The sequence below is a fragment of the Candidatus Pelagibacter sp. HIMB1782 genome (assembly GCF_052047475.1).
Taxonomy (GTDB): Bacteria; Pseudomonadota; Alphaproteobacteria; order Pelagibacterales; family Pelagibacteraceae; genus Pelagibacter.
Map to the genome: position 1 here is coordinate 1 of NZ_JBNAKE010000001.1, position 18,534 is coordinate 18,534.

The 18,534-nt window shown below is 27.7% G+C and carries 16 protein-coding genes and 1 pseudogene; all 17 read right to left on the bottom strand.

Annotated elements, in window-relative coordinates:
- Positions 1-198 (bottom strand): annotated as a pseudogene (locus ACTTAO_RS00005) (1-deoxy-D-xylulose-5-phosphate reductoisomerase); the annotation flags it as partial.
- Positions 195-854: a phosphatidate cytidylyltransferase gene (locus ACTTAO_RS00010; protein WP_440690178.1), complete on the bottom strand. Its 660-nt coding sequence runs from the start codon at positions 852-854 to the stop codon at positions 195-197. The gene ACTTAO_RS00010 and the pseudogene ACTTAO_RS00005, both read right to left, overlap by 4 nt.
- Positions 854-1,528, bottom strand: coding sequence for a polyprenyl diphosphate synthase (gene uppS, locus ACTTAO_RS00015; RefSeq protein WP_440690180.1), 675 nt, complete (start codon positions 1,526-1,528; stop codon positions 854-856). The genes ACTTAO_RS00010 and uppS overlap by 1 nt, the downstream gene beginning before the upstream one ends.
- The gene (gene frr / locus ACTTAO_RS00020; protein ID WP_440690182.1) at positions 1,525-2,076 is read right to left on the bottom strand and encodes a ribosome recycling factor; all 552 of its coding nucleotides are present in this window, start codon (positions 2,074-2,076) and stop codon (positions 1,525-1,527) included. Before frr ends, uppS begins: the two co-directional genes overlap by 4 nt.
- Positions 2,077-2,928 carry a translation elongation factor Ts gene (gene tsf / locus ACTTAO_RS00025; RefSeq protein ID WP_440690184.1) on the bottom strand — a complete coding sequence of 284 codons (852 nt, stop codon included), beginning with the start codon at positions 2,926-2,928 and terminating at the stop codon, positions 2,077-2,079.
- 1 nt (position 2,929) lies between these two features.
- Positions 2,930-3,748: a 30S ribosomal protein S2 gene (gene rpsB / locus ACTTAO_RS00030; RefSeq protein WP_440690186.1), complete on the bottom strand. Its 819-nt coding sequence runs from the start codon at positions 3,746-3,748 to the stop codon at positions 2,930-2,932.
- Positions 3,749-3,877: 129 nt separating this feature from the next.
- On the bottom strand, positions 3,878-7,294 hold the full coding sequence (dnaE, locus tag ACTTAO_RS00035; protein ID WP_440690188.1) for a DNA polymerase III subunit alpha: 3,417 nt from the start codon (positions 7,292-7,294) through the stop codon (positions 3,878-3,880).
- Positions 7,287-7,964 carry an ABC transporter ATP-binding protein gene (locus tag ACTTAO_RS00040; protein WP_440690190.1) on the bottom strand — a complete coding sequence of 226 codons (678 nt, stop codon included), beginning with the start codon at positions 7,962-7,964 and terminating at the stop codon, positions 7,287-7,289. The genes dnaE and ACTTAO_RS00040 overlap by 8 nt, the downstream gene beginning before the upstream one ends.
- A complete protein-coding gene (locus tag ACTTAO_RS00045; protein WP_440690192.1) occupies positions 7,957-9,192 on the bottom strand; it encodes a lipoprotein-releasing ABC transporter permease subunit in 1,236 nt (411 codons plus the stop codon). Before ACTTAO_RS00045 ends, ACTTAO_RS00040 begins: the two co-directional genes overlap by 8 nt.
- Positions 9,189-10,523 carry a proline--tRNA ligase gene (proS, locus tag ACTTAO_RS00050; protein ID WP_440690194.1) on the bottom strand — a complete coding sequence of 445 codons (1,335 nt, stop codon included), beginning with the start codon at positions 10,521-10,523 and terminating at the stop codon, positions 9,189-9,191. Before proS ends, ACTTAO_RS00045 begins: the two co-directional genes overlap by 4 nt.
- Before the next feature lies 1 nt (position 10,524).
- Positions 10,525-10,770, bottom strand: coding sequence for a DUF1467 family protein (locus ACTTAO_RS00055; RefSeq protein ID WP_075506651.1), 246 nt, complete (start codon positions 10,768-10,770; stop codon positions 10,525-10,527).
- On the bottom strand, positions 10,770-12,428 hold the full coding sequence (locus ACTTAO_RS00060) for a ribonuclease J (protein ID WP_440690196.1): 1,659 nt from the start codon (positions 12,426-12,428) through the stop codon (positions 10,770-10,772). The genes ACTTAO_RS00055 and ACTTAO_RS00060 overlap by 1 nt, the downstream gene beginning before the upstream one ends.
- A 1-nt stretch (position 12,429) precedes the next feature.
- Positions 12,430-13,176, bottom strand: a complete 747-nt coding sequence (locus ACTTAO_RS00065) for a type III pantothenate kinase (RefSeq protein WP_440690198.1) — start codon at positions 13,174-13,176, stop codon at positions 12,430-12,432.
- A 5-nt stretch (positions 13,177-13,181) separates the two neighbouring features.
- Positions 13,182-13,718, bottom strand: coding sequence for a biotin--[acetyl-CoA-carboxylase] ligase (locus ACTTAO_RS00070; protein ID WP_440690200.1), 537 nt, complete (start codon positions 13,716-13,718; stop codon positions 13,182-13,184).
- Complete coding sequence (gene nuoN, locus ACTTAO_RS00075) at positions 13,718-15,136, bottom strand: NADH-quinone oxidoreductase subunit NuoN (protein ID WP_440676817.1); 1,419 nt, start codon at positions 15,134-15,136, stop codon at positions 13,718-13,720. Before nuoN ends, ACTTAO_RS00070 begins: the two co-directional genes overlap by 1 nt.
- Position 15,137: 1 nt before the next feature.
- Complete coding sequence (locus ACTTAO_RS00080; RefSeq protein ID WP_440690202.1) at positions 15,138-16,619, bottom strand: NADH-quinone oxidoreductase subunit M; 1,482 nt, start codon at positions 16,617-16,619, stop codon at positions 15,138-15,140.
- Positions 16,619-18,532 (bottom strand): NADH-quinone oxidoreductase subunit L, encoded by a 1,914-nt coding sequence (gene nuoL / locus ACTTAO_RS00085; protein ID WP_440690204.1) that lies wholly within the window; start codon positions 18,530-18,532, stop codon positions 16,619-16,621. Before nuoL ends, ACTTAO_RS00080 begins: the two co-directional genes overlap by 1 nt.
- Positions 18,533-18,534: the final 2 nt, after the last annotated feature.

Genomic DNA, 18,534 nt, shown 5'->3' on the forward strand with positions numbered 1-18,534 from the left:
TAATTTTAGATAAATTTCAGGATCTGAAATTATAACATTTTTAACTTTAAATTTATTTGCAATGTTTAATAATTTTTTATAGTTTTTATTAGCAGATAGTAAAACAATATCAAAATTTTTTTTATCTTTTTCAATAATATTAATTAAATTTAATCCAATTGATCCAGTAGCTCCTAGTATTGCAATTTTTTTTTTCATATTTTAAATAATAAGAAAATTAGAAAAGAAAATGGAAATGCAAATAACATACCGTCAATTCTATCAAGAATTCCACCATGACCAGGTATCAAATCTCCAGAATTTTTTAATTTTGAAAGTCTTTTAAAATAAGAAATTACAATATCTCCGATTTGACTAATAGAAGATATTAAAATTGTTATAATAAAAATTTGAATATTTAATTGAAGATTTGTTTCAAAAGATTCACTAGATATATAAATGAGAAATATTATAGAAGTTATAGATAGTATGTAGCTACCAAACATCCCAGCAATAGTTTTGTTTGGACTTATTTTGGTTAATCGTGGTCCTTTAAACATTTTACCAAAAGTATAACCGCCTATGTCTGTAGAAATACAAATAACAATTACAAATAAAAATAAAATAAAGCTCATATGCTCATCAAAATGATTTCTTAGAAGATATGTGCTAATAAATGATAGAGATAAAAATATATAACCAAATGTTTTTAAATAATTTTTTTTTTTTGACATTTTATTCCATTCTAAAATAGTCAAGAAAAAACATAAAATTAAAAATAAATTGAATAAAATTGAACCTTCTATAATTAATAAAAAACAAACCGGTATTAATAAAATTGAACTTATTAATCTTTTTTGAAACTCTGATTTCATTAAATATTTCCAAAATTTCTTTTTATTTTTTTAAATTTATAAATAATTTTTCTATAATCCTGAATATTAAAATCAGGCCACAATTTTTTGATAAAAAAAATTTCTGAATAAGCTAATTGCCATAATAAAAAATTACTTAATCTATTATGATTTCCAGTTCTTATTAAAATATCTGGATCTGGTATATTCTTAGTAAAAAGATATTTTTCAAAATTTTTTTGATTTATTGCTTCTTTTTTTTTACTTATATGCTTCACTGCGTGAATTAATTCATCTTTAGATCCATAATTTAATGCTAAATTAATTTGTAATTTCTTATTATTTGAAGTTTTTTTTTCCGCTTCAGTTAATAACTTATTCAATTTATTTGAAAATTTTTTTTTTCCAATTATTTTAAGTTTTATATCTTCTTTGCTAAATTTTTTTGCTTTTTCTTTTAAAAATTTTTCTAATAAATTTAAAAGATAATTAATTTCATAACTTGGTCTTTTCCAATTTTCAGTTGAGAATGCAAATAATGTTAAAAATTTAATTTTTTTTTTAATTGTTTCTTGAATAATATATTCTACTACTTTGAGCCCTTCACTATGACCCAAATTTCTTGAATTTTTATTTTTTAAACCCCATCTTCCATTGCCATCCATAATTATGGCTACATGATTAAGAGGGTTCATATTGTCATTATTTCTTTTTCTTTTGAATCTACTTTTCCATCGACGGATTTTATGTGCTCATCTGTAATATTTTGAATAATTTTTTCTTTTGATTTTTCTTCATCCTCACCAATTTCTTTAGATTTTAGTAATTTTTTCAACTCTTCGTTTGCTTCCCTTCTGATGTTTCTTATAGAAACCTTACATTTTTCACCAATTGACTTTATTATTTTTTTCAATTCAGTTCTTCTTTCTTCGTTCAATTCTGGTACAGGAAGTCTAATTAATTGACCATCTATTTGTGGATTAAGACCTAAATCAGATTTTTTTATTGCTGCATCTAAAAGAGGCACATTGTTTGCATCCCACACTTGAATGTTTATCATTCTGGGTTCTGGTGTTGTTATACTCCCAATTTGATTGATTGGCATTTGCTGACCATAGACATCAACTTTAACAAGATCTAGCATTGCCGCATTTGCTCTTCCTGTTCTTAAAGAAGATAACTCTTTAGAAAAAACATCTATGGCTTTATCCATTTTTACACCATAAGATTTTTCATCAAACATCTACTCTCCTATTTTTATTCTGAAAAATTCCTTAATTTTTAAATCTGCAATTGAAAGTTCTTTAACTATATCTTGAACTTTTTTCTTTGGTTCCATAACCCAAGCCTGTGTTAAGAGAGCATTCTCTTCTTTAAACTTATTCATTTTTCCTAAGCTAATTTTTTTTGCTATTTCATCAGGTTTCCCTGAATTTTTCAATTCTTCAGCAACAAGTTCTTGTTCTTTATCAATAACTGCTTGATCGATTAAATTTGATTCTAATGCCAAAGGATTTGAAGCAGCAATATGCATAGATAATTGTTTACCAAATGATTTAACTGTATCTGATTTATCGCTTGTATCAAGAGATACTAATACTGCTAATTTTGCTACATTATCTTTTACAACTGTGTGTAGGTAATGGTTATTTACTCCACTTTTATTTTCAATAGTTTTTGATTTTCCAATCGTAATTTTTTCACCAATTTTTGCAATTAGCGCTACCAAATTATCATCTACACTTTGACCATTTTTCATCACAGCTTTTTTTAACTCATCTTGATTAGAGTTGTGTTGATTGTTTAATTCACTTAATTCTTTAACAAAGTTTATAAAGTCATCATTTTTCGCAACAAAGTCGGTTTCACAATTTACTTCTATAACAGAAGTTTTATTATCATCACCTGATACCACAACAACACCCTCTTTAGCATCTCTAGACATTTTTTTTGAAGCTTTTGATATTCCTTTAACTCTCAAAATTTCAATTGCTTTATCTAGATCACCATCAGACTCTTTGATTGCTAGATTACAATCTTTAAATCCAGCACCTGTCGCTTCTCTTAATTTTTTTACTTTTTCTATATCACTCATTTTAATTCAACTTTCCTTTATCTTCGTTAGAGAATTTTTTTTCTAATTTTTCTCTATCAATTTCTTGAATAGTTTTGTTTTTGCTATCATCATTACTTTCTTTTGCTTTTTCTTGCTTAGTCTCAGATGATTGAATTGAACTTTTTGCATTATTAATTGTTTCCTTAATTAAGTTGCAATAAAGATCTATTGCTCTTCTCGCGTCATCATTTCCTGGTATTGGATAATCAATGTTATCAGGATTAGAATTGCTATCTAAAATAGCAATTATAGGAATACCTAATTTAGATGACTCAGCAATAGCTAATGACTCATAATTAGTATCAATTACAAAAACTAATTCAGGCACTTTCTTCATTTCTGCAATACCGCCTAATGATCTTTGAAGTTTATCTTTCTTAACGCTCATTTTAAGAAGTTCTTTTTTAGTGAAACCTCTATTTTCAGCTGTCAAATCAATTTCTAATTTTTTTAACTTTTTTATTGAATTAGATATTGTTCCCCAATTAGTTAACATTCCACCTAACCATCTGTAGTTGACAAAGTACTGATCTGTTTCTTTAGCAACTTCTGCTATTGCTTCTGATGCTTGTTTTTTAGTTGATACAAATAAAATTTTTCCATTATTTGCTATTGTATTATAGACTTTTTCCAAAGCCACTTTAGTTAACTCAAGTGTTTGAGTTAAATCTATGATGTGAATTGAGTCTCTTTTTCCAAAAATGTATTTCTTCATTTTTGGATTCCATCTCAAAGTTTTATGTCCAAGATGAACACCAGCTTCTAATAATTGTTGAATTGTAACATTTGGTATTTTCATATTTATTCCCGGTTAAGCCACCACAGTAATTTCCAATTAAGGACCGGAGGTATAAAACCAACAACTGTGTGCGTGTTAATTTAATTTAATGGTTATTTACAAACATTTGTTAAAATTGACAAGTTTTATTTAGCTAATTTCTGCTTGAATTTGCTGTTTTCTTAAAAGATTTAAAGATTTTCTATCAAGATTCATTGGTTTTTTTAATTGAAAATTTAAAATTTGATCTTCTGTTGAAAGATTAAATTTTACTTTGGTTTTGCCGTCTTGATTTAAGAATTTTGAAATCTCTTGGATTTGTTCAATAGATTTAACATTAAATGATATTTCATTAATTGGACTATTAAATAAATCTTTTAAAGAAGCTATTTTTTGAACATTAATTCTTTTAAAACGGTTTTCATCATTAGAAATATTCTTAACCAAGGTCAAAATTAATGAGTTGCCTTCTTTTAGGATTTCTCTATTTAATTCTAACAAATCTGCAAAAATAAATATTTCAAATACACTGTTTAAATCTGTTAACTTTAATACAGCATACGCATTTCCTTTAGCAGTTTTTCTCTCTTGAACTTTAAGTAATGTTGCAGCTACATTAACATTTTCTGAATTATCATCTGATAAGAATTTTGCATAATCATTAATTTTATAGTCTTCGAAAATTTCTGTAAATTGATTTAACGGATGATCGGATATAAAAAAACCTACTGCTTCAAATTCTTTTGACAATCTCTCTTCAAATTTCCAATCTTCTATTTTAACGATAATGTCTTCCTCTGTTTCAATATTATCAGAAAATAAATCTATTTGATTGGCTAGCTTATTTTCAGAAACATTTTTATTTTTTAAAATTAAATTAGGTATTGAGTTAAAGATTGCTTGTCTATTTGAGTTTAAATTATCAAATACTCCTGCTTTTACTAATCCCTCTAATTGTAATTTATTTATATCTTTTGGATTAACTCTATTTATGAAGTCATTAATAGACTCAAATTTTCCATTTAACTCTCTTTCTTCAACAATATTAGAAATTGCCTCATAACCTACAGCTTTAATTCCACCTAAGGCATAATAAAATTTTCCATCAATAGTTCTAAAATCAGCAAAACATTCATTAATATCAGGTCTAATTGTTTCAACATTAAGTCTTTTTAATTCTTCATAAAACTCACTTAATTTATTTTGATTAGAAATATCCATAGTCATTGATGCAGCAATAAACTCTTTAGGATAATAAGTTTTTAAATATGAAGTTTGATAAGAAATTATTGCATAAGCTGCAGCATGACTTTTGTTAAAACCATATTCTGCAAAAGGTTCGATTTTTAAAAATATTCCAGCTGCAACATCTTTAGCAATACCGTTTTTAACTGCTCCAGCAATAAAACCTTGTTTTTGTTTCTCTAGTTCTGCTCTCTTCTTTTTACCCATTGCTCTTCTTAAAAGATCGGCTTGACCTGCGGTAAATCCTGAGAGTTTTTGAGCAATCTGCATTACTTGCTCTTGATAAATAATTACCCCATATGTGGGTTTTAAAATATCTTCCAATAATGGGTGTAAGTAATCAGGTTTTTGCTTTCCATGTTTACAGTCGTTATAGGTTGGTATATTACTCATTGGGCCTGGTCTATATAATGCTACTAGTGCAATAATATCTTCAATATGATTTGGCTTCATATGAAGCAAAGCTTCTCTCATTCCAGCACTTTCAATTTGAAATAAGCCTACTGTTTTACCAGATGATAATAGATCAAAAACTTTCTGATCATCAAAATCTATTTCTTCAATATTAAATTTTTTATCTTTTTTTCTAACTAATTTTTGAGTGTTATTTATTACTGTTAATGTCTTTAACCCTAAAAAATCAAATTTAATTAAACCAGCATTTTCAGCTGAATACATATCAAATTGTGTTGAAGGTAAAAGTAAATCTGCAGAATTATCTTTATACAAAGGTACTACTTCTGTTAATTTTTTATCTGCAATAACAACTCCTGCTGCATGAGTAGCAACATTTCTATTTAGACCTTCTAATTTCAATGATAACTCTGTTAATTTTTTAACTCTGGTATCCTCATTAATGAGTTTTTGTAATCTTGGCTCTCCAGCTATACATTGAGTTAAATTTTGTGGTCTGGAAGGATCAAAAGGTATCATTTTTGATATGCTGTCAATAAACCCATAAGGTAATCCCATAACTCTACCAACGTCTCTGATCACCATCCTTGCCTTAAGTTTACCAAAAGTAATTATGTGAGCGACACTATCTTTGTATTTTTTTGTTAAGTATTCAAAAACAAGATCTCTTTTATCCTCACAAAAATCTATATCAAAATCAGGCATAGAAATTCGGTCTGGATTTAAAAATCTCTCAAAAATTAAATTAAACTTAATTGGGTCAACATCAGTAATTGATATACACCAAGCAACCAATGATCCAGCACCTGAACCTCTACCAGGACCAACTGGTATATCATTTTCTTTAGCCCATTTTATATAATCAGATACAATTAAAAAATAACTCGAATATTTCATTTTAATGATTATTGAAAGTTCATGATCTAGTCTTTCTTTATAAAGAAGAAAATTTTTATCATTTTCAAGTTCGCTATCTTTAACATTAAAAACTTTTAAAAATTTATCTCTCAGTCCTTCTAAAGAATATTTAGTTAAAAGATCATCTGCATTACCATCTTTATCAGTACTAATGTTTGGCAATATAGGATTAGAGAATAATGGTCTAAAATTACATCTTAAAGGAAAGTTATAATTGTTTTCTAATGCCTCTGGTATATCAGCAAATAACTCTGTCATTTCAGAGTTAGTTTTTAAATAATGTTGATCGCTTAATTTTAATCTATTTTTTTCATTAATATAGGTTTTGTTACCAATACAAATCAAAGCATCATGTGCTTCATGCATATCTTTTGATAAATAAAAAACTTCATTAGTAGCAATTATTGGTATTTCTAGTTCTATAGACCTTTTTAGATTAAATTTTTCAAACCCATTTTCATTAGTGTCGTTGTGTCGTTGAATTTCTAAATAAAACCTATCTCCAAAAACTTCTTTAATTTTTGTATAAATTTCTTTTATTTCTGTAAATTTTCCTTTATCAAATAATTTTCCAAAAAGACCTAAAACTGTACCTGAAAAAACTGAAACACCATCAGAATTTTTTAATAATTCATCAAAATTTACATGAGGGTCACTTAATTCATCATTTTCTAAATATGAATTCGAGGACAATTCAATAATGTTTTTATAACCTGTTTCATTCAAGGCAAATAAAGGTAACAACCCAGTTGTATCATTTAGTTTAAAATTAATTTGAGTACCAATAATTGGCTGTGTTCCAGATTTAGAAATTTTTTCTGCAAATTCTAAAGCTCCACATAAATTAAGAGTGTCACTTATTCCTAAAGATTTAATTTTATTTGATTTGCAATATTCTTGTAAATCATCAATCTTGGCCGCACCTTCACATATAGAATATTGTGTATGGACTTTTAAATGATTAAAGTTTTGATTTAATGACTCAGACATTAGACGATTTTATAATACCATCTCTCATCTCCAATAGGCAATCTGCCTTATTAGCAAAAAATCTATTGTGAGTTGCAAATATTATTAATCTATCTGATTTTTTTTGATTATATAAAAGTTTAAAAACTTCTTTTGCTGTATTCATGTCCAAACTACCTGTTGGCTCATCTGCCAAGATTATTTCAGGATCATTTACTATAGCTCTTGCTATAGCTACTCTTTGAGCCTCACCACCTGAAAGTTGAGAAGGAAAGTGATTTGATCTATTTGAAAGACCAATTTTTTTTAATAATTTTTTAGCCTTTGCAATTGCTAATTCTTTGTCATTATTGTTAGCAAGTGATGCTAAATAAATATTTTCGATGGCAGTAAAATCAGAAAGAAGATTGTTTTGTTGATAAACAATACCAATTTTTTTTGATCTAAAAATATCATTTTCTTCTGTGTCATTAAAATTAATTTGATTTTGATTAAACATAATTTGACCTGATGAAGGTCTGTCTATTAAAGAAATTAAATTTAACAAAGTTGATTTACCTGAACCAGAAGGGCCCATGATTGAATAAATTTTACCTTTTTCAAAATTTTGTGACAAACCTTTTAGGACTTTAATCTTTTTTTCAGTCTCAAAGCTTTTAGATATACTTTTTAATTCTAAATACTTACTCATATTTTAAAGATTTAATTGGATCTAATCTAGCCGCTTTAAAAGCTGGAAAAATTGATACTAAAATAGTTATAATTATTGAGCAAACTGAAATTAGAATAATTGATGTCGGATTGATCTCAGAAGGCATCTTGCTTAAAAAATATATTTCTTCAGGAAATAAACTTATATTGAAAACTGAGCTTAAAAAATTTCTAAAATTCTCAATATAAATAGAAAAAGTTACACCTAAAAAAATACCAAAAATTGTTGCAGAAGTACCTATTATTACTCCCACTAAAAAAAATATTTTAATTATTGATTTATTTAATACTCCAATTGATTTTAAGATGGCAATATCCCTTGTTTTGTTTTTTACTAAAATAGTTAATCCTGAAATAATATTAAATGCGGCAACAATTATTATTAATGACAAAATAATAAACATAACATTCCGTTCAACTTTTAGAGCTGAAAATAATGAACTATTCATATCTGCCCAACTAATAACAAACTCATCATCAAAAACTTGTTTCACTATTAATTTTTGGGACTCAATATTATTTGGATTTTTAAGATAAATTTCTAAATTTCTTTCGTTTGGATCATATCCAAAAAACTCTTCTAAAACATTAAGTTCAATAAATGCAATATTGTTATCAAATTCTGCTAAACCACTGTTAAAAATTGAATTTACAATAAAAGTTTTTTGCTTCGGCATACTGCCAATTATTGTTTGAACACCAGATGGTGACATTAGAGTCAATTCATCTCCAATTTCAAGATTTAGGGAAAAACTTAGTTCGCTTCCAATTGATATAAGGTTTTCATCAAATAGACTTAAGTCGCCTTTAAATTTTTCATTTGTTAATACTTCTAAATTTGAAAGATCATTTTGTTTATAGCCTCGTAACACTATTCCTTTGGTATTCTTATTTTTAAGAATAATTGCCTCTCCTGAATTACTAAAAATAATATTCTTAGAGATTGACTTTAGCTTATTATTTTTATTTATTTTAGTTTCATCTATTGAATTTGAATAAGGTTTAACAGTTACGTGTGAATTAAATCCTACAATTTTATTGATTAATTCAGTTCTAAAACCATTCATTACTGACATAACAATAATAAGAACTGCGACACCCAGACTTATTCCAATGAAGGAAAATATTGAAATGACATTTAAAAAGCCATCTTTTTTTCTAGCTTTTAAAAATCTAAAAGTAATTTCTTTTTCTAAAGTAGAAATCAATTTGAATTTTTTTGTTTATTAATAATTTCTATAATTTTGTTTAAAGGTAAGTTTTGAGTTTCACCACCTGTTTCTTTAAACTCTAGCAAATCTCCCTCATTCTTCTTACCAATGATAATTTGGTACGGAGCCCCAATCAAATTCATTTTTTTGATTTTGGATGAAAAATTTTCATCTGTGTCATCAATAATTGCATCAATATTATTTTTTAATAACTCGCTGTTAATATTATTTGCCTTATCTAGTGCTGAATTATCGTTTTTATTTATCATCGGTATCAAAGCAATATCATATGGAGCAACAGACAATGGCCATTTCATGATTTCATTTTTTTCATCATATTTTGCTTCTATTATGGCCCCTACTAACCTTGATACACCAATTCCATAAGAACCCATTTTAACAAAATCTTTTTTTCCACCTGGCAAATCTACTGACGCATTCATAGGTTTTGAATATTTGTCACCAAAATAAAATATGTGACCTACCTCAATACCTTTTGTGATTAATTGATTTTCCTTAGAAACTATTTTTTCAAATTCATCTTTGTTAAACTTTTCGTCAGTCACAGCATAATATAGCTCATATTTTTTTCTCATTTCTTCTAACGAAGATTTTTCTAATTGAGTATCATCACTGTTTAAGTCAAAAATTCTTTTATCAGTAAAAATTTTACTTTCTCCTGTGTCTGCTAGGATAATAAATTCATGAGATAAATTTCCTCCAATTGGACCTGTGTCAGCTGCCATAGGTATTGCAGTTAAATCTAATCTTTTAAAAGTTTTTAAATATGAAAGAAAAAATTTATTATAAGAAAAAAAAGCTTCTTCATCTGATACATCGAATGAATAGGCATCTTTCATATAAAATTCTCTTCCCCTCATTATTCCAAATCTAGGTCTTATTTCGTCCCTAAATTTCCATTGTATATGGTACATAAGTTGGGGTAATGATTTATAAGATTTGATTGAAGATCTAAAAATTTCTGTTACTTGCTCTTCATTGGTAGGTCCATAAAGCATTTCTCTATTTTGACGATCGGTTATTCTAAGCATCTCTTCACCATAATCATCATATCGACCACTTTCTTTCCATATCTCACTGGATTGAATTGTTGGCATTAATATTTCTTGAGCTCCAATTTTATTCTGCTCCTCTCTAACAATTTGTTCTATTTTTTTCATTACCTTGAAGCCTAAAGGTAACCATGAGTATATTCCTGCTGAAGCTTGCTTGATCATACCAACTCTCAACATTAACTGATGAGATTTAATTTTTGCTTCAGAAGGATTATTTTTTAATATAGGAATAAATGAATTTGATAAAAGCATCTTAACTAATCATATTTCTTAAATTTAAATATTCAAATTTTATTAGCAAATAAATAATAATAAAAATTACAGTAGTTATGCCAGTGCAATACAGGAATTTTTTCAACATTTTTGGGTTTTCAGGTGATCCTGGATCTTCACCATCAATTTTTACTGTTTTTGCTCTGTTTACATCAATAGGAAGTATAGCAAAGAAAACTATCCACCATATAATTACATAGATAATTGCTAAACCAGTTACACTCATTAAATTCTAACTAAGTTAATATTAGTGAAAGGTTTTTTTCCCGTTCTTTCTTTAGAAAATTTTCTGCAGGCAATTTTCAATGCATCAATTAAATTATGCTCTTGTTGCTTGCTTCCAATTTTAAAAGTTCTAGAAGTTTTTTCTATTTCTTCTTCTAGCCCATAAACAAATTCTTCTCTATCATCTACTGGCAACCCACGAAAAGAAAGCACAGGATTGTTATGAATATTTCCTTTAGATGTTATCATTAAAGTTACTTCAAGATATCCATTTGCACTCAAATTTTTTCTATCTTTTATTGACTGTGAGTCTGGATCAACACTTACATTGCCATCTAAATATAATCGACCGCTTGGAGCTTTGTCATAAACTTCAGGCTGATTACCAGGATATAACTTAACTATATCACCATTTTCTACTTGTACAGGATATGGAACTTGCATTTCTTTTGCAAAATTTATGTGTTCTATCATGTGCCTATGTTCACCATGTACAGGTATTACACATTTAGGTTTAACCCATTGATACATTTCTTTTAAATCTTCTCTATTTGGATGACCTGAAACATGAACAAATTCAGTTTCTTCAGATATCACTTCTATACCATCTTTAACAAGTTGGTTGTGCAATTTATAAAGTTTTTTTTCATTTCCAGGTATAATTTTTGATGAAAATATCACAGCATCACCTTTTTCAATAAATACATCAGGGTGTACATAACTAGAAATTCTCATCATGGCTCCCATTGGTTCTCCTTGGCTACCTGTACAAAGATAAACTATTTTTTCTCTTGAGAAATTTTTAGCTTCACGAGGGTCAATTGGTTCAATTGTATTTTTTAAATATCCACATTGACGTGCAGCTTTGTAAATACGATGCATCGATCTTCCAACTAGTGAAATTTGTCTTCCTGTTTGCTCAGCACAATAAAATGCTGTCTCCATTCTTGCTACATTAGATGCAAATGAAGTAATTATAATTCTCTTTTTCAATCTCGACATTACATTTAACATATTTTTTCTAACATCAAGTTCAGATCCAGACTTGCCAGCACTAAAAACATTAGTAGAGTCACAGATCATTGCTAATACTCCTTCATCACCAATTTCTTTTAATCTCTTCTCATTTATATTGTCACCAATAAGTGGATTGGGATCTACTTTCCAATCTCCTGTGTGTAAAATTACACCAGCAGGAGTTTTTATTCTTAAGCCATTGGGTTCTAAAATTGAATGAGTTAAAGTTATATATTCAATTTCAAATGGATCTAATGAAACAGTTCCATTTAATTCAACAATTTGTAAATCATTAGTAATATCTATTTGTTTTTCTCGAAACTTCTCTCTAATCAAAACTGCTGTAAATGGAGTAGCAAATATTTTACATCTTAATTTTGGCCATAAATGTGCGATTGCTCCAATGTGATCTTCATGTGCATGAGTTAAAACTATACCCAACAAGTTATCTTTTCTTTCAACAATAAATCCAGGATCAGGATAAATTAAATCAACACCTGGTATAGTGTCATCAGCAAAAGTTACACCAATATCTACCATTATCCATTTATGATCGCTTGGTTGACCGTAACCAAACAAATTCATGTTCATACCAATCTCACCAGATCCACCTAGTGGACAAAATAACAATTCATCTTTCATATTATTTTATTTGCTCAGAAATCTTTATTAGACCTTTAATTGTAATATCTTGGTTATGTTTAACATTCGATCTTATCGAACTTGTAAATAAATCAGAAAATCCACCTGTCAATACAACTTTAAAGGATTTTCTTGTCTCTTTCTTAATTAAATTAATCATATTGTCAATTAAACCAGCATAACCCCAAAAAAAACCTGATCTAACAGCAGAAAGTGTGTTGCTGCCTATTACTTTTTTCATACGTTTAAGCTCAATTTTTGGGATTAAAGTAGCTCTATCTGATAAAGTATTAAGAGACAACTTAATTCCAGGAGCTATTATCCCTCCCATATACGTATTTTTTATTAAAACATCAAATGTTGTAGCAGTACCAAAATCTAAAATTATATAATTATTTTTGTTATCCAATAAGCTTATGGCATTTGTAATTCTATCAGAACCTACCTGCTTGTAATCAACCTTAATTTTAATCATTGATTTTAAATTCAAATTTTTTACTTCATTGCATTTAACTTTAGTGATTTTAGAAAAGTGGTTTTTTATAATTTTAAAAGTGTTTGGGACAACACTGCAAAACAATATTTTTTCAATTTTATTTATTTGAATTTTATTTTTTTTAAATAAAATTTTTAATTGCTTATTACTTATTTTTTTTGAAATAAAAGTAATTCTTTTTAAAATTTTATTTCTTTTGGAAACTAAAAAAATTTTAGTGTCAGTATTTCCTATATCACCTAAAATATACATATTAATTAATTTATTTTATACATTTTCGATATTCTATTTTCAAAAACTAGTTTCAAATTTTTTTCTAATTCAGATTTATTAATTTTTTTTCCTGTTATTCTATATAAATTTGTTGCTGGATAATTTTTAATATTTGGATTTTTTATTACATTAATCCCTATTCCTGTAATTAAAAATTTTTTATCTGATTTTGTTATAATTTCTTGTAAAATCCCACTAATCTTTTTTTTATTAATTAATAAATCGTTTGGTTTTTTAAAGTTAATTTTATTTTTTATATATTTAGAAAGTGTTTGTTTAACTAATTTACAATTTAACTTTGTAACTCTTTCTATTGAGAATTTATTTTCATCAAATGGATGAAAAAAAGAGGCAAATAGATTACCTTTATATGAAATCCATTTTCTTCCATACTGACCTCGACCACTGAATTGTTTTTCAGCAACAACCATACCAAATTTAAAGTTAGTTTTATTTATTATTCTTGCAGCTGTATCGTTGGTGCTTTTTATTATTTTAAAGTTAAATTTCTTAAATTTCATTAAATAATATTAATTCTTGATACTACCTCAATTAATTGGCTTGGAAATATGAAGTATAAAAGAATTAATATTGTAGAAAAAGTTAATGAAAATTTTAACCATAAACTATGATCCGTATCATATTTATCTTTTTCTTTATCAAAGTACATAATCTTGATTATTCTTAAGTAATAGAAAGCTGCAACAACAGTAGATAACAATCCAACAATAGCTAAAAAATACATTGATTGTTCTAAAACTGCTTTGAAAACATAAAACTTAGCAAAAAATCCTGCTAATGGTGGTATCCCTGCTAATGAAAATAATATTACAAGTAAAGAAAGTGATAATAATGGATGATTTTTCGATAAACCAGATAAGTCATCAATATCTTCGTAATATTGATTGTTTCTTCTAAGCATTAACAAACAAGAAAAAAGGGCCAAATTCATTACAACATAAATTGAAATATAAATTATTGAACTTTGAATTCCTTCATTAGAAGCAGTAGCAAGACCAGCCAATGTGTAGCCTATGTGTCCAATAGAGCTATAAGCAACTAGTCTTTTAATATTTGTTTGTCCAATTGCTGCAATTGCACCAAATAGCATTGAGGCAATAGATAAAAATACAATTATCATTTGCCATTGATCGATTAGATTTAAAAATGGAACATATAAAAATCTAATAAATACAGTTAACGCAGCAATTTTTGGTACCATTGTGAAAAATAAAGTTACTGTAGTTGGAGATCCTTCGTATACATCTGGTGCCCACATATGGAATGGAACTGCTGAAATTTTGAATGCTAAACCTACTAAGATAAAAACTATCCCAAATGTCAGTACATACTCATTTGAATTAAGTTGTGTGGAAATCACATCGAAGTTTGTAGAACCTGAAAAACCATAAATTAGTGAACATCCATAAAGTAATAATCCTGATGATAATGCACTTAATACAAAATATTTTAAACCTGCTTCAGATGATTTTAGTTGATCTCTATTATAAGTTGCTAAAACATATAAGGCTAATGATTGTAACTCTAGACCCATATAAAATACAATTAGATCATTAGAACTAATCATGACCATCATACCCAGCACAGAACTCAAAATTAAAACTGGATATTCAATATTAAAAATTTTAAAAATTTTTAAATAACTAGAAGAAATAACTAATACTAGAAAACCGCCCAACAATGTTATTATCTTCATAAATGAAGACATCTTATCTATTACAACACTGCCATTAAACAAAGTTTCTCTATTCACAGAGAAAGTTTCGTTAATAGTAATTATAGCGGCGATCAAAAATACAAATAAAGACAAGTTAAAAGTAATGCCTGAACTATTTTTTTTAAACACGCCCAACACAAGTAAAAACATTATTGATAATGAAATAAAAATTTCAGGTAAAATTAAATTTAAATTTTCCATTTTATTTACTCGCTAAATTAATATTATGCATATTTATTAAATCTGAAACGGAAACCTCAATTGTATTAATCAAAGGATCTGGATAAAAACCAAAAAATAAAGTTGGTATAGCTAAGCATGTTAAAATTACATATTCTGATTTATTCAAATCTAACATTTGTTTTAAATCTTCATTAACTAATTTTCCAAAAACAACTCTTTTATACAACCAAAGCATATAAGCAGCTCCTAAAATTACTCCTAAGCTTGCTAACACGGCTACTAAAAAATTGTCCTTAAAGGCACCCATTAAAATTAAAAATTCACCAATAAAACCACTTGTTCCAGGTAATCCTAAAGCGGCTAATGTAAACAACATAAATAAAATCGAATACTTTGGTATTATGGCAACTATACCACCATAAGAATTTATCATCCTCGAATGCATACGGTCATAAACAACTCCAACACATAAAAAAAGAGCTGCAGATACTAATCCATGACTAATCATCTGAATTATACTTCCTTCGATACCTTGTTGTTGAAGAGTAAAAATACCTAAAGTTACAAAACCCATGTGTGCAACAGAAGAATATGCAATTAGCTTTTTCATATCTTCCTGCATTAAGGCGATAAAAGAAGTAAAAATTATTGCTATAACACTTAAAGTATAAATAAGAGGTGTGAATATTTCCGAAGCTATTGGAAATAACCCAAGTGAAAACCTAATAAAACCATATCCTGCCATTTTTAATAAGATAGCAGCTAATAAAACTGAACCGGCCGTAGGAGCTTCAACATGAGCATCTGGTAACCAAGTGTGAACAGGCCACATAGGTGTTTTTACTGCAAAAGAACTAAAGAAAGCTAACCATAATAAATTTTGGTATTTAGCATCAATTCCAATTTCATAAAGTTTAACTACATCTGTTGTACCTGATATCCAGTATATTGAAATGATCGCAACCAGCATTAAGACCGATCCAAGTAAAGTATATAGAAAAAATTTAAATGCTGAATAAACACGTTTTGGACCACCCCAAATACCAATAATTAAAAACATTGGAATTAATCCAGCCTCAAAAAATAAATAAAAAACAACTAAATCAAGTGCACAAAACACACCAATCATGAAACTTTCCATGATTAAAATTGCAATTAAAAAATCTCGTAATCTATTTTTTACTGAATTGTTAACTGAAATAATACAAAGTGGAGTTATGAAGGTTGTTAAGATTATAAATAATATAGAAATTCCATCGACACCAACTTTATAATTAATAAATCCTTCAATCCATGTTCTGTCTTCAACAAATTGAAAATCAGATATGCTTTGGTCAAAAGATATCCATAAATAAATAGAAATTAAAAAATTAACTATACTTGTAAATAAAGCTACATATTTAGCTGTTGAATTATTTCCATCTTTATCTTTTGTAAAAAATAGAAAAAGAGATCCTATAGTTGGTAACAAGATTAAAGATGATAAAATTGGAAAGCTCATTATTTAACTATCAAAAAGGTTAATAAAGCAGAAAAACCTAACAACATTACAAAAGCATATTGATAGATAAAACCACTTTGAAATTTATTTGCTTTAATTGAACATTTTTTTATAAAAGAAGAAATTCCATCAGGACCAAATCCATCTATTATAGTTCCATCACAAACTTTCCATAAAAATGTCCCTAGTTTTTTCGATGATTTAATAAAAATAACCTCATACAACTCATCGAAGTACCATTTATTGACAAGGAAATTGTATAAAGGTTTATTCATTGAAGCTATTTCATTTGGCAACTCTTTGTTCTTAACAAATAAGTAATAGGCAATAGGTATTGATAGGATAACTAAACTAGGTGTTAAAAGTAAAAACCATGTTGGTGGATGATCTGTGCTTAGAGGTTCTAAAAATTTGATTGAATCTGACCAAAAGTAATTTTCACCACCATGTCCAATGAACAAATCTTTAAATAACATGCCTGCAAAAATTGCACCAATAGAAAGCACAAATAACGGAACAAGCATTACCAAAGGTGACTCGTGCGTTTCCTCAATTTTAATCTCTTTATTATTATATTCGCCATGAAATGTTTTGAATATTAATCTCCACGAATAAACTGACGTTAAAAACGCAGTAACTATTCCAATACCAGCTGCATAATAACCTGTTGTATTTCCTTTCAAATATGCAAATTCAATAATTGCATCTTTTGAATAAAAGCCTGATAAAAAAGGAAAACCTGTTAAAGCAAGAGTTCCTATAATCATTAAAGCATAAGTGTAAGGTAATTTTCTCCATACGCCTCCCATGTTATTAATATTTTGCTCATCTTTAAAAGCATGAATTACTGATCCTGATCCTAAAAATAATAAAGCTTTAAAAAAAGCATGCGTAAATAAATGAAACATAGCAACATTGTAAGCACCTACACCGGCTGCAAAAAACATGTAACCTAACTGACTACAAGTTGAATAAGCAATTATTTTTTTAATATCTGTTTGAACCAATGCTACCGTTGCAGCAAAAAAAGCTGTTGTCATTCCAACTACAGTAATCAAATTTAAAATTACTGTAGAAAATTCATATATAGGCGAACATCTAACAACTAAAAATACGCCCGCGGTAACCATTGTTGCAGCGTGAATTAGAGCAGAAACTGGTGTTGGTCCTTCCATTGCATCTGGTAACCAAGTATGAAGTAAGATTTGAGCTGATTTACCCATAGCTCCGATAAATAACAATAAACAAACCAAATCTATCGCTTTAACCTCAAAACCTAAGAAAGATAAATTTTTATCTACAACTGTTGGAATTTGTTGAAAAACTTCATCATAATTGACAGTCCCAAACAAATAAAAGACTAAAAAAATACCTAATGCAAAACCAAAGTCACCTACTCTATTAACAACAAAAGCTTTAATTGCAGCTGCATTCGCACTCTCTTTTTTAAACCAAAAACCAATTAAAAAATATGAGCAAAGTCCAACTCCCTCCCAACCAAAAAATAATTGAATAAAATTATCTGATGTTACAAGCATTAACATTGCAAATGTAAATAATGATAGATAAGCCATAAATCTTGGTTTATGTGGATCGTGAGACATGTATCCGATAGAATAAATATGGACTAATGCTGATACAGAAGTAACTACAACCAACATCACAGCTGATAGAGGATCAATTAACATTGACCAATTAACATCAAGTGAACCTGAATTAATCCAAGTTGCTATAACAATATTTTCCTCATATTGATTAACAATTACCTGATACAATACAATTATTGATAAAATTGCAGATATAGAAACTAATGCACTAGTTACTATTTCAGAATTTCTATCACCAATGTAACGTCCAAAAAAGCCTGAAATAATTGATGCTATTAATGGAAGAAATAAAATTGAAAGTTCCATTA

Bases quoted from the DNA above. Each gene is read 5' to 3' on its own strand.
- ACTTAO_RS00070 (WP_440690200.1), bottom strand. From the start codon at position 13,718: ATGAAATTTAAGAAATTTAACTTTAAAATAATAAAAAGCACCAACGAT.
- ACTTAO_RS00065 (WP_440690198.1), bottom strand. From the start codon at position 13,176: ATGTATATTTTAGGTGATATAGGAAATACTGACACTAAAATTTTTTTA.
- ACTTAO_RS00040 (WP_440690190.1), bottom strand. From the start codon at position 7,964: ATGAGTAAGTATTTAGAATTAAAAAGTATATCTAAAAGCTTTGAGACT.
- rpsB (WP_440690186.1), bottom strand. From the start codon at position 3,748: ATGAAAATACCAAATGTTACAATTCAACAATTATTAGAAGCTGGTGTT.
- ACTTAO_RS00055 (WP_075506651.1), bottom strand. From the start codon at position 10,770: ATGAGTGTAACTGGTTTAGCAATTATCTATGTAATTATATGGTGGATA.
- tsf (WP_440690184.1), bottom strand. From the start codon at position 2,928: ATGAGTGATATAGAAAAAGTAAAAAAATTAAGAGAAGCGACAGGTGCT.
- nuoN (WP_440676817.1), bottom strand. From the start codon at position 15,136: ATGGAAAATTTAAATTTAATTTTACCTGAAATTTTTATTTCATTATCA.
- dnaE (WP_440690188.1), bottom strand. From the start codon at position 7,294: ATGTCTGAGTCATTAAATCAAAACTTTAATCATTTAAAAGTCCATACA.
- ACTTAO_RS00060 (WP_440690196.1), bottom strand. From the start codon at position 12,428: ATGAAAGATGAATTGTTATTTTGTCCACTAGGTGGATCTGGTGAGATT.
- uppS (WP_440690180.1), bottom strand. From the start codon at position 1,528: ATGAACCCTCTTAATCATGTAGCCATAATTATGGATGGCAATGGAAGA.
- nuoL (WP_440690204.1), bottom strand. From the start codon at position 18,532: ATGGAACTTTCAATTTTATTTCTTCCATTAATAGCATCAATTATTTCA.
- proS (WP_440690194.1), bottom strand. From the start codon at position 10,523: ATGCTTTTATCAAATTCATTTATTCCTATATTAAAAAATAATCCTTCT.
- ACTTAO_RS00080 (WP_440690202.1), bottom strand. From the start codon at position 16,619: ATGAGCTTTCCAATTTTATCATCTTTAATCTTGTTACCAACTATAGGA.
- ACTTAO_RS00010 (WP_440690178.1), bottom strand. From the start codon at position 854: ATGAAATCAGAGTTTCAAAAAAGATTAATAAGTTCAATTTTATTAATA.
- frr (WP_440690182.1), bottom strand. From the start codon at position 2,076: ATGTTTGATGAAAAATCTTATGGTGTAAAAATGGATAAAGCCATAGAT.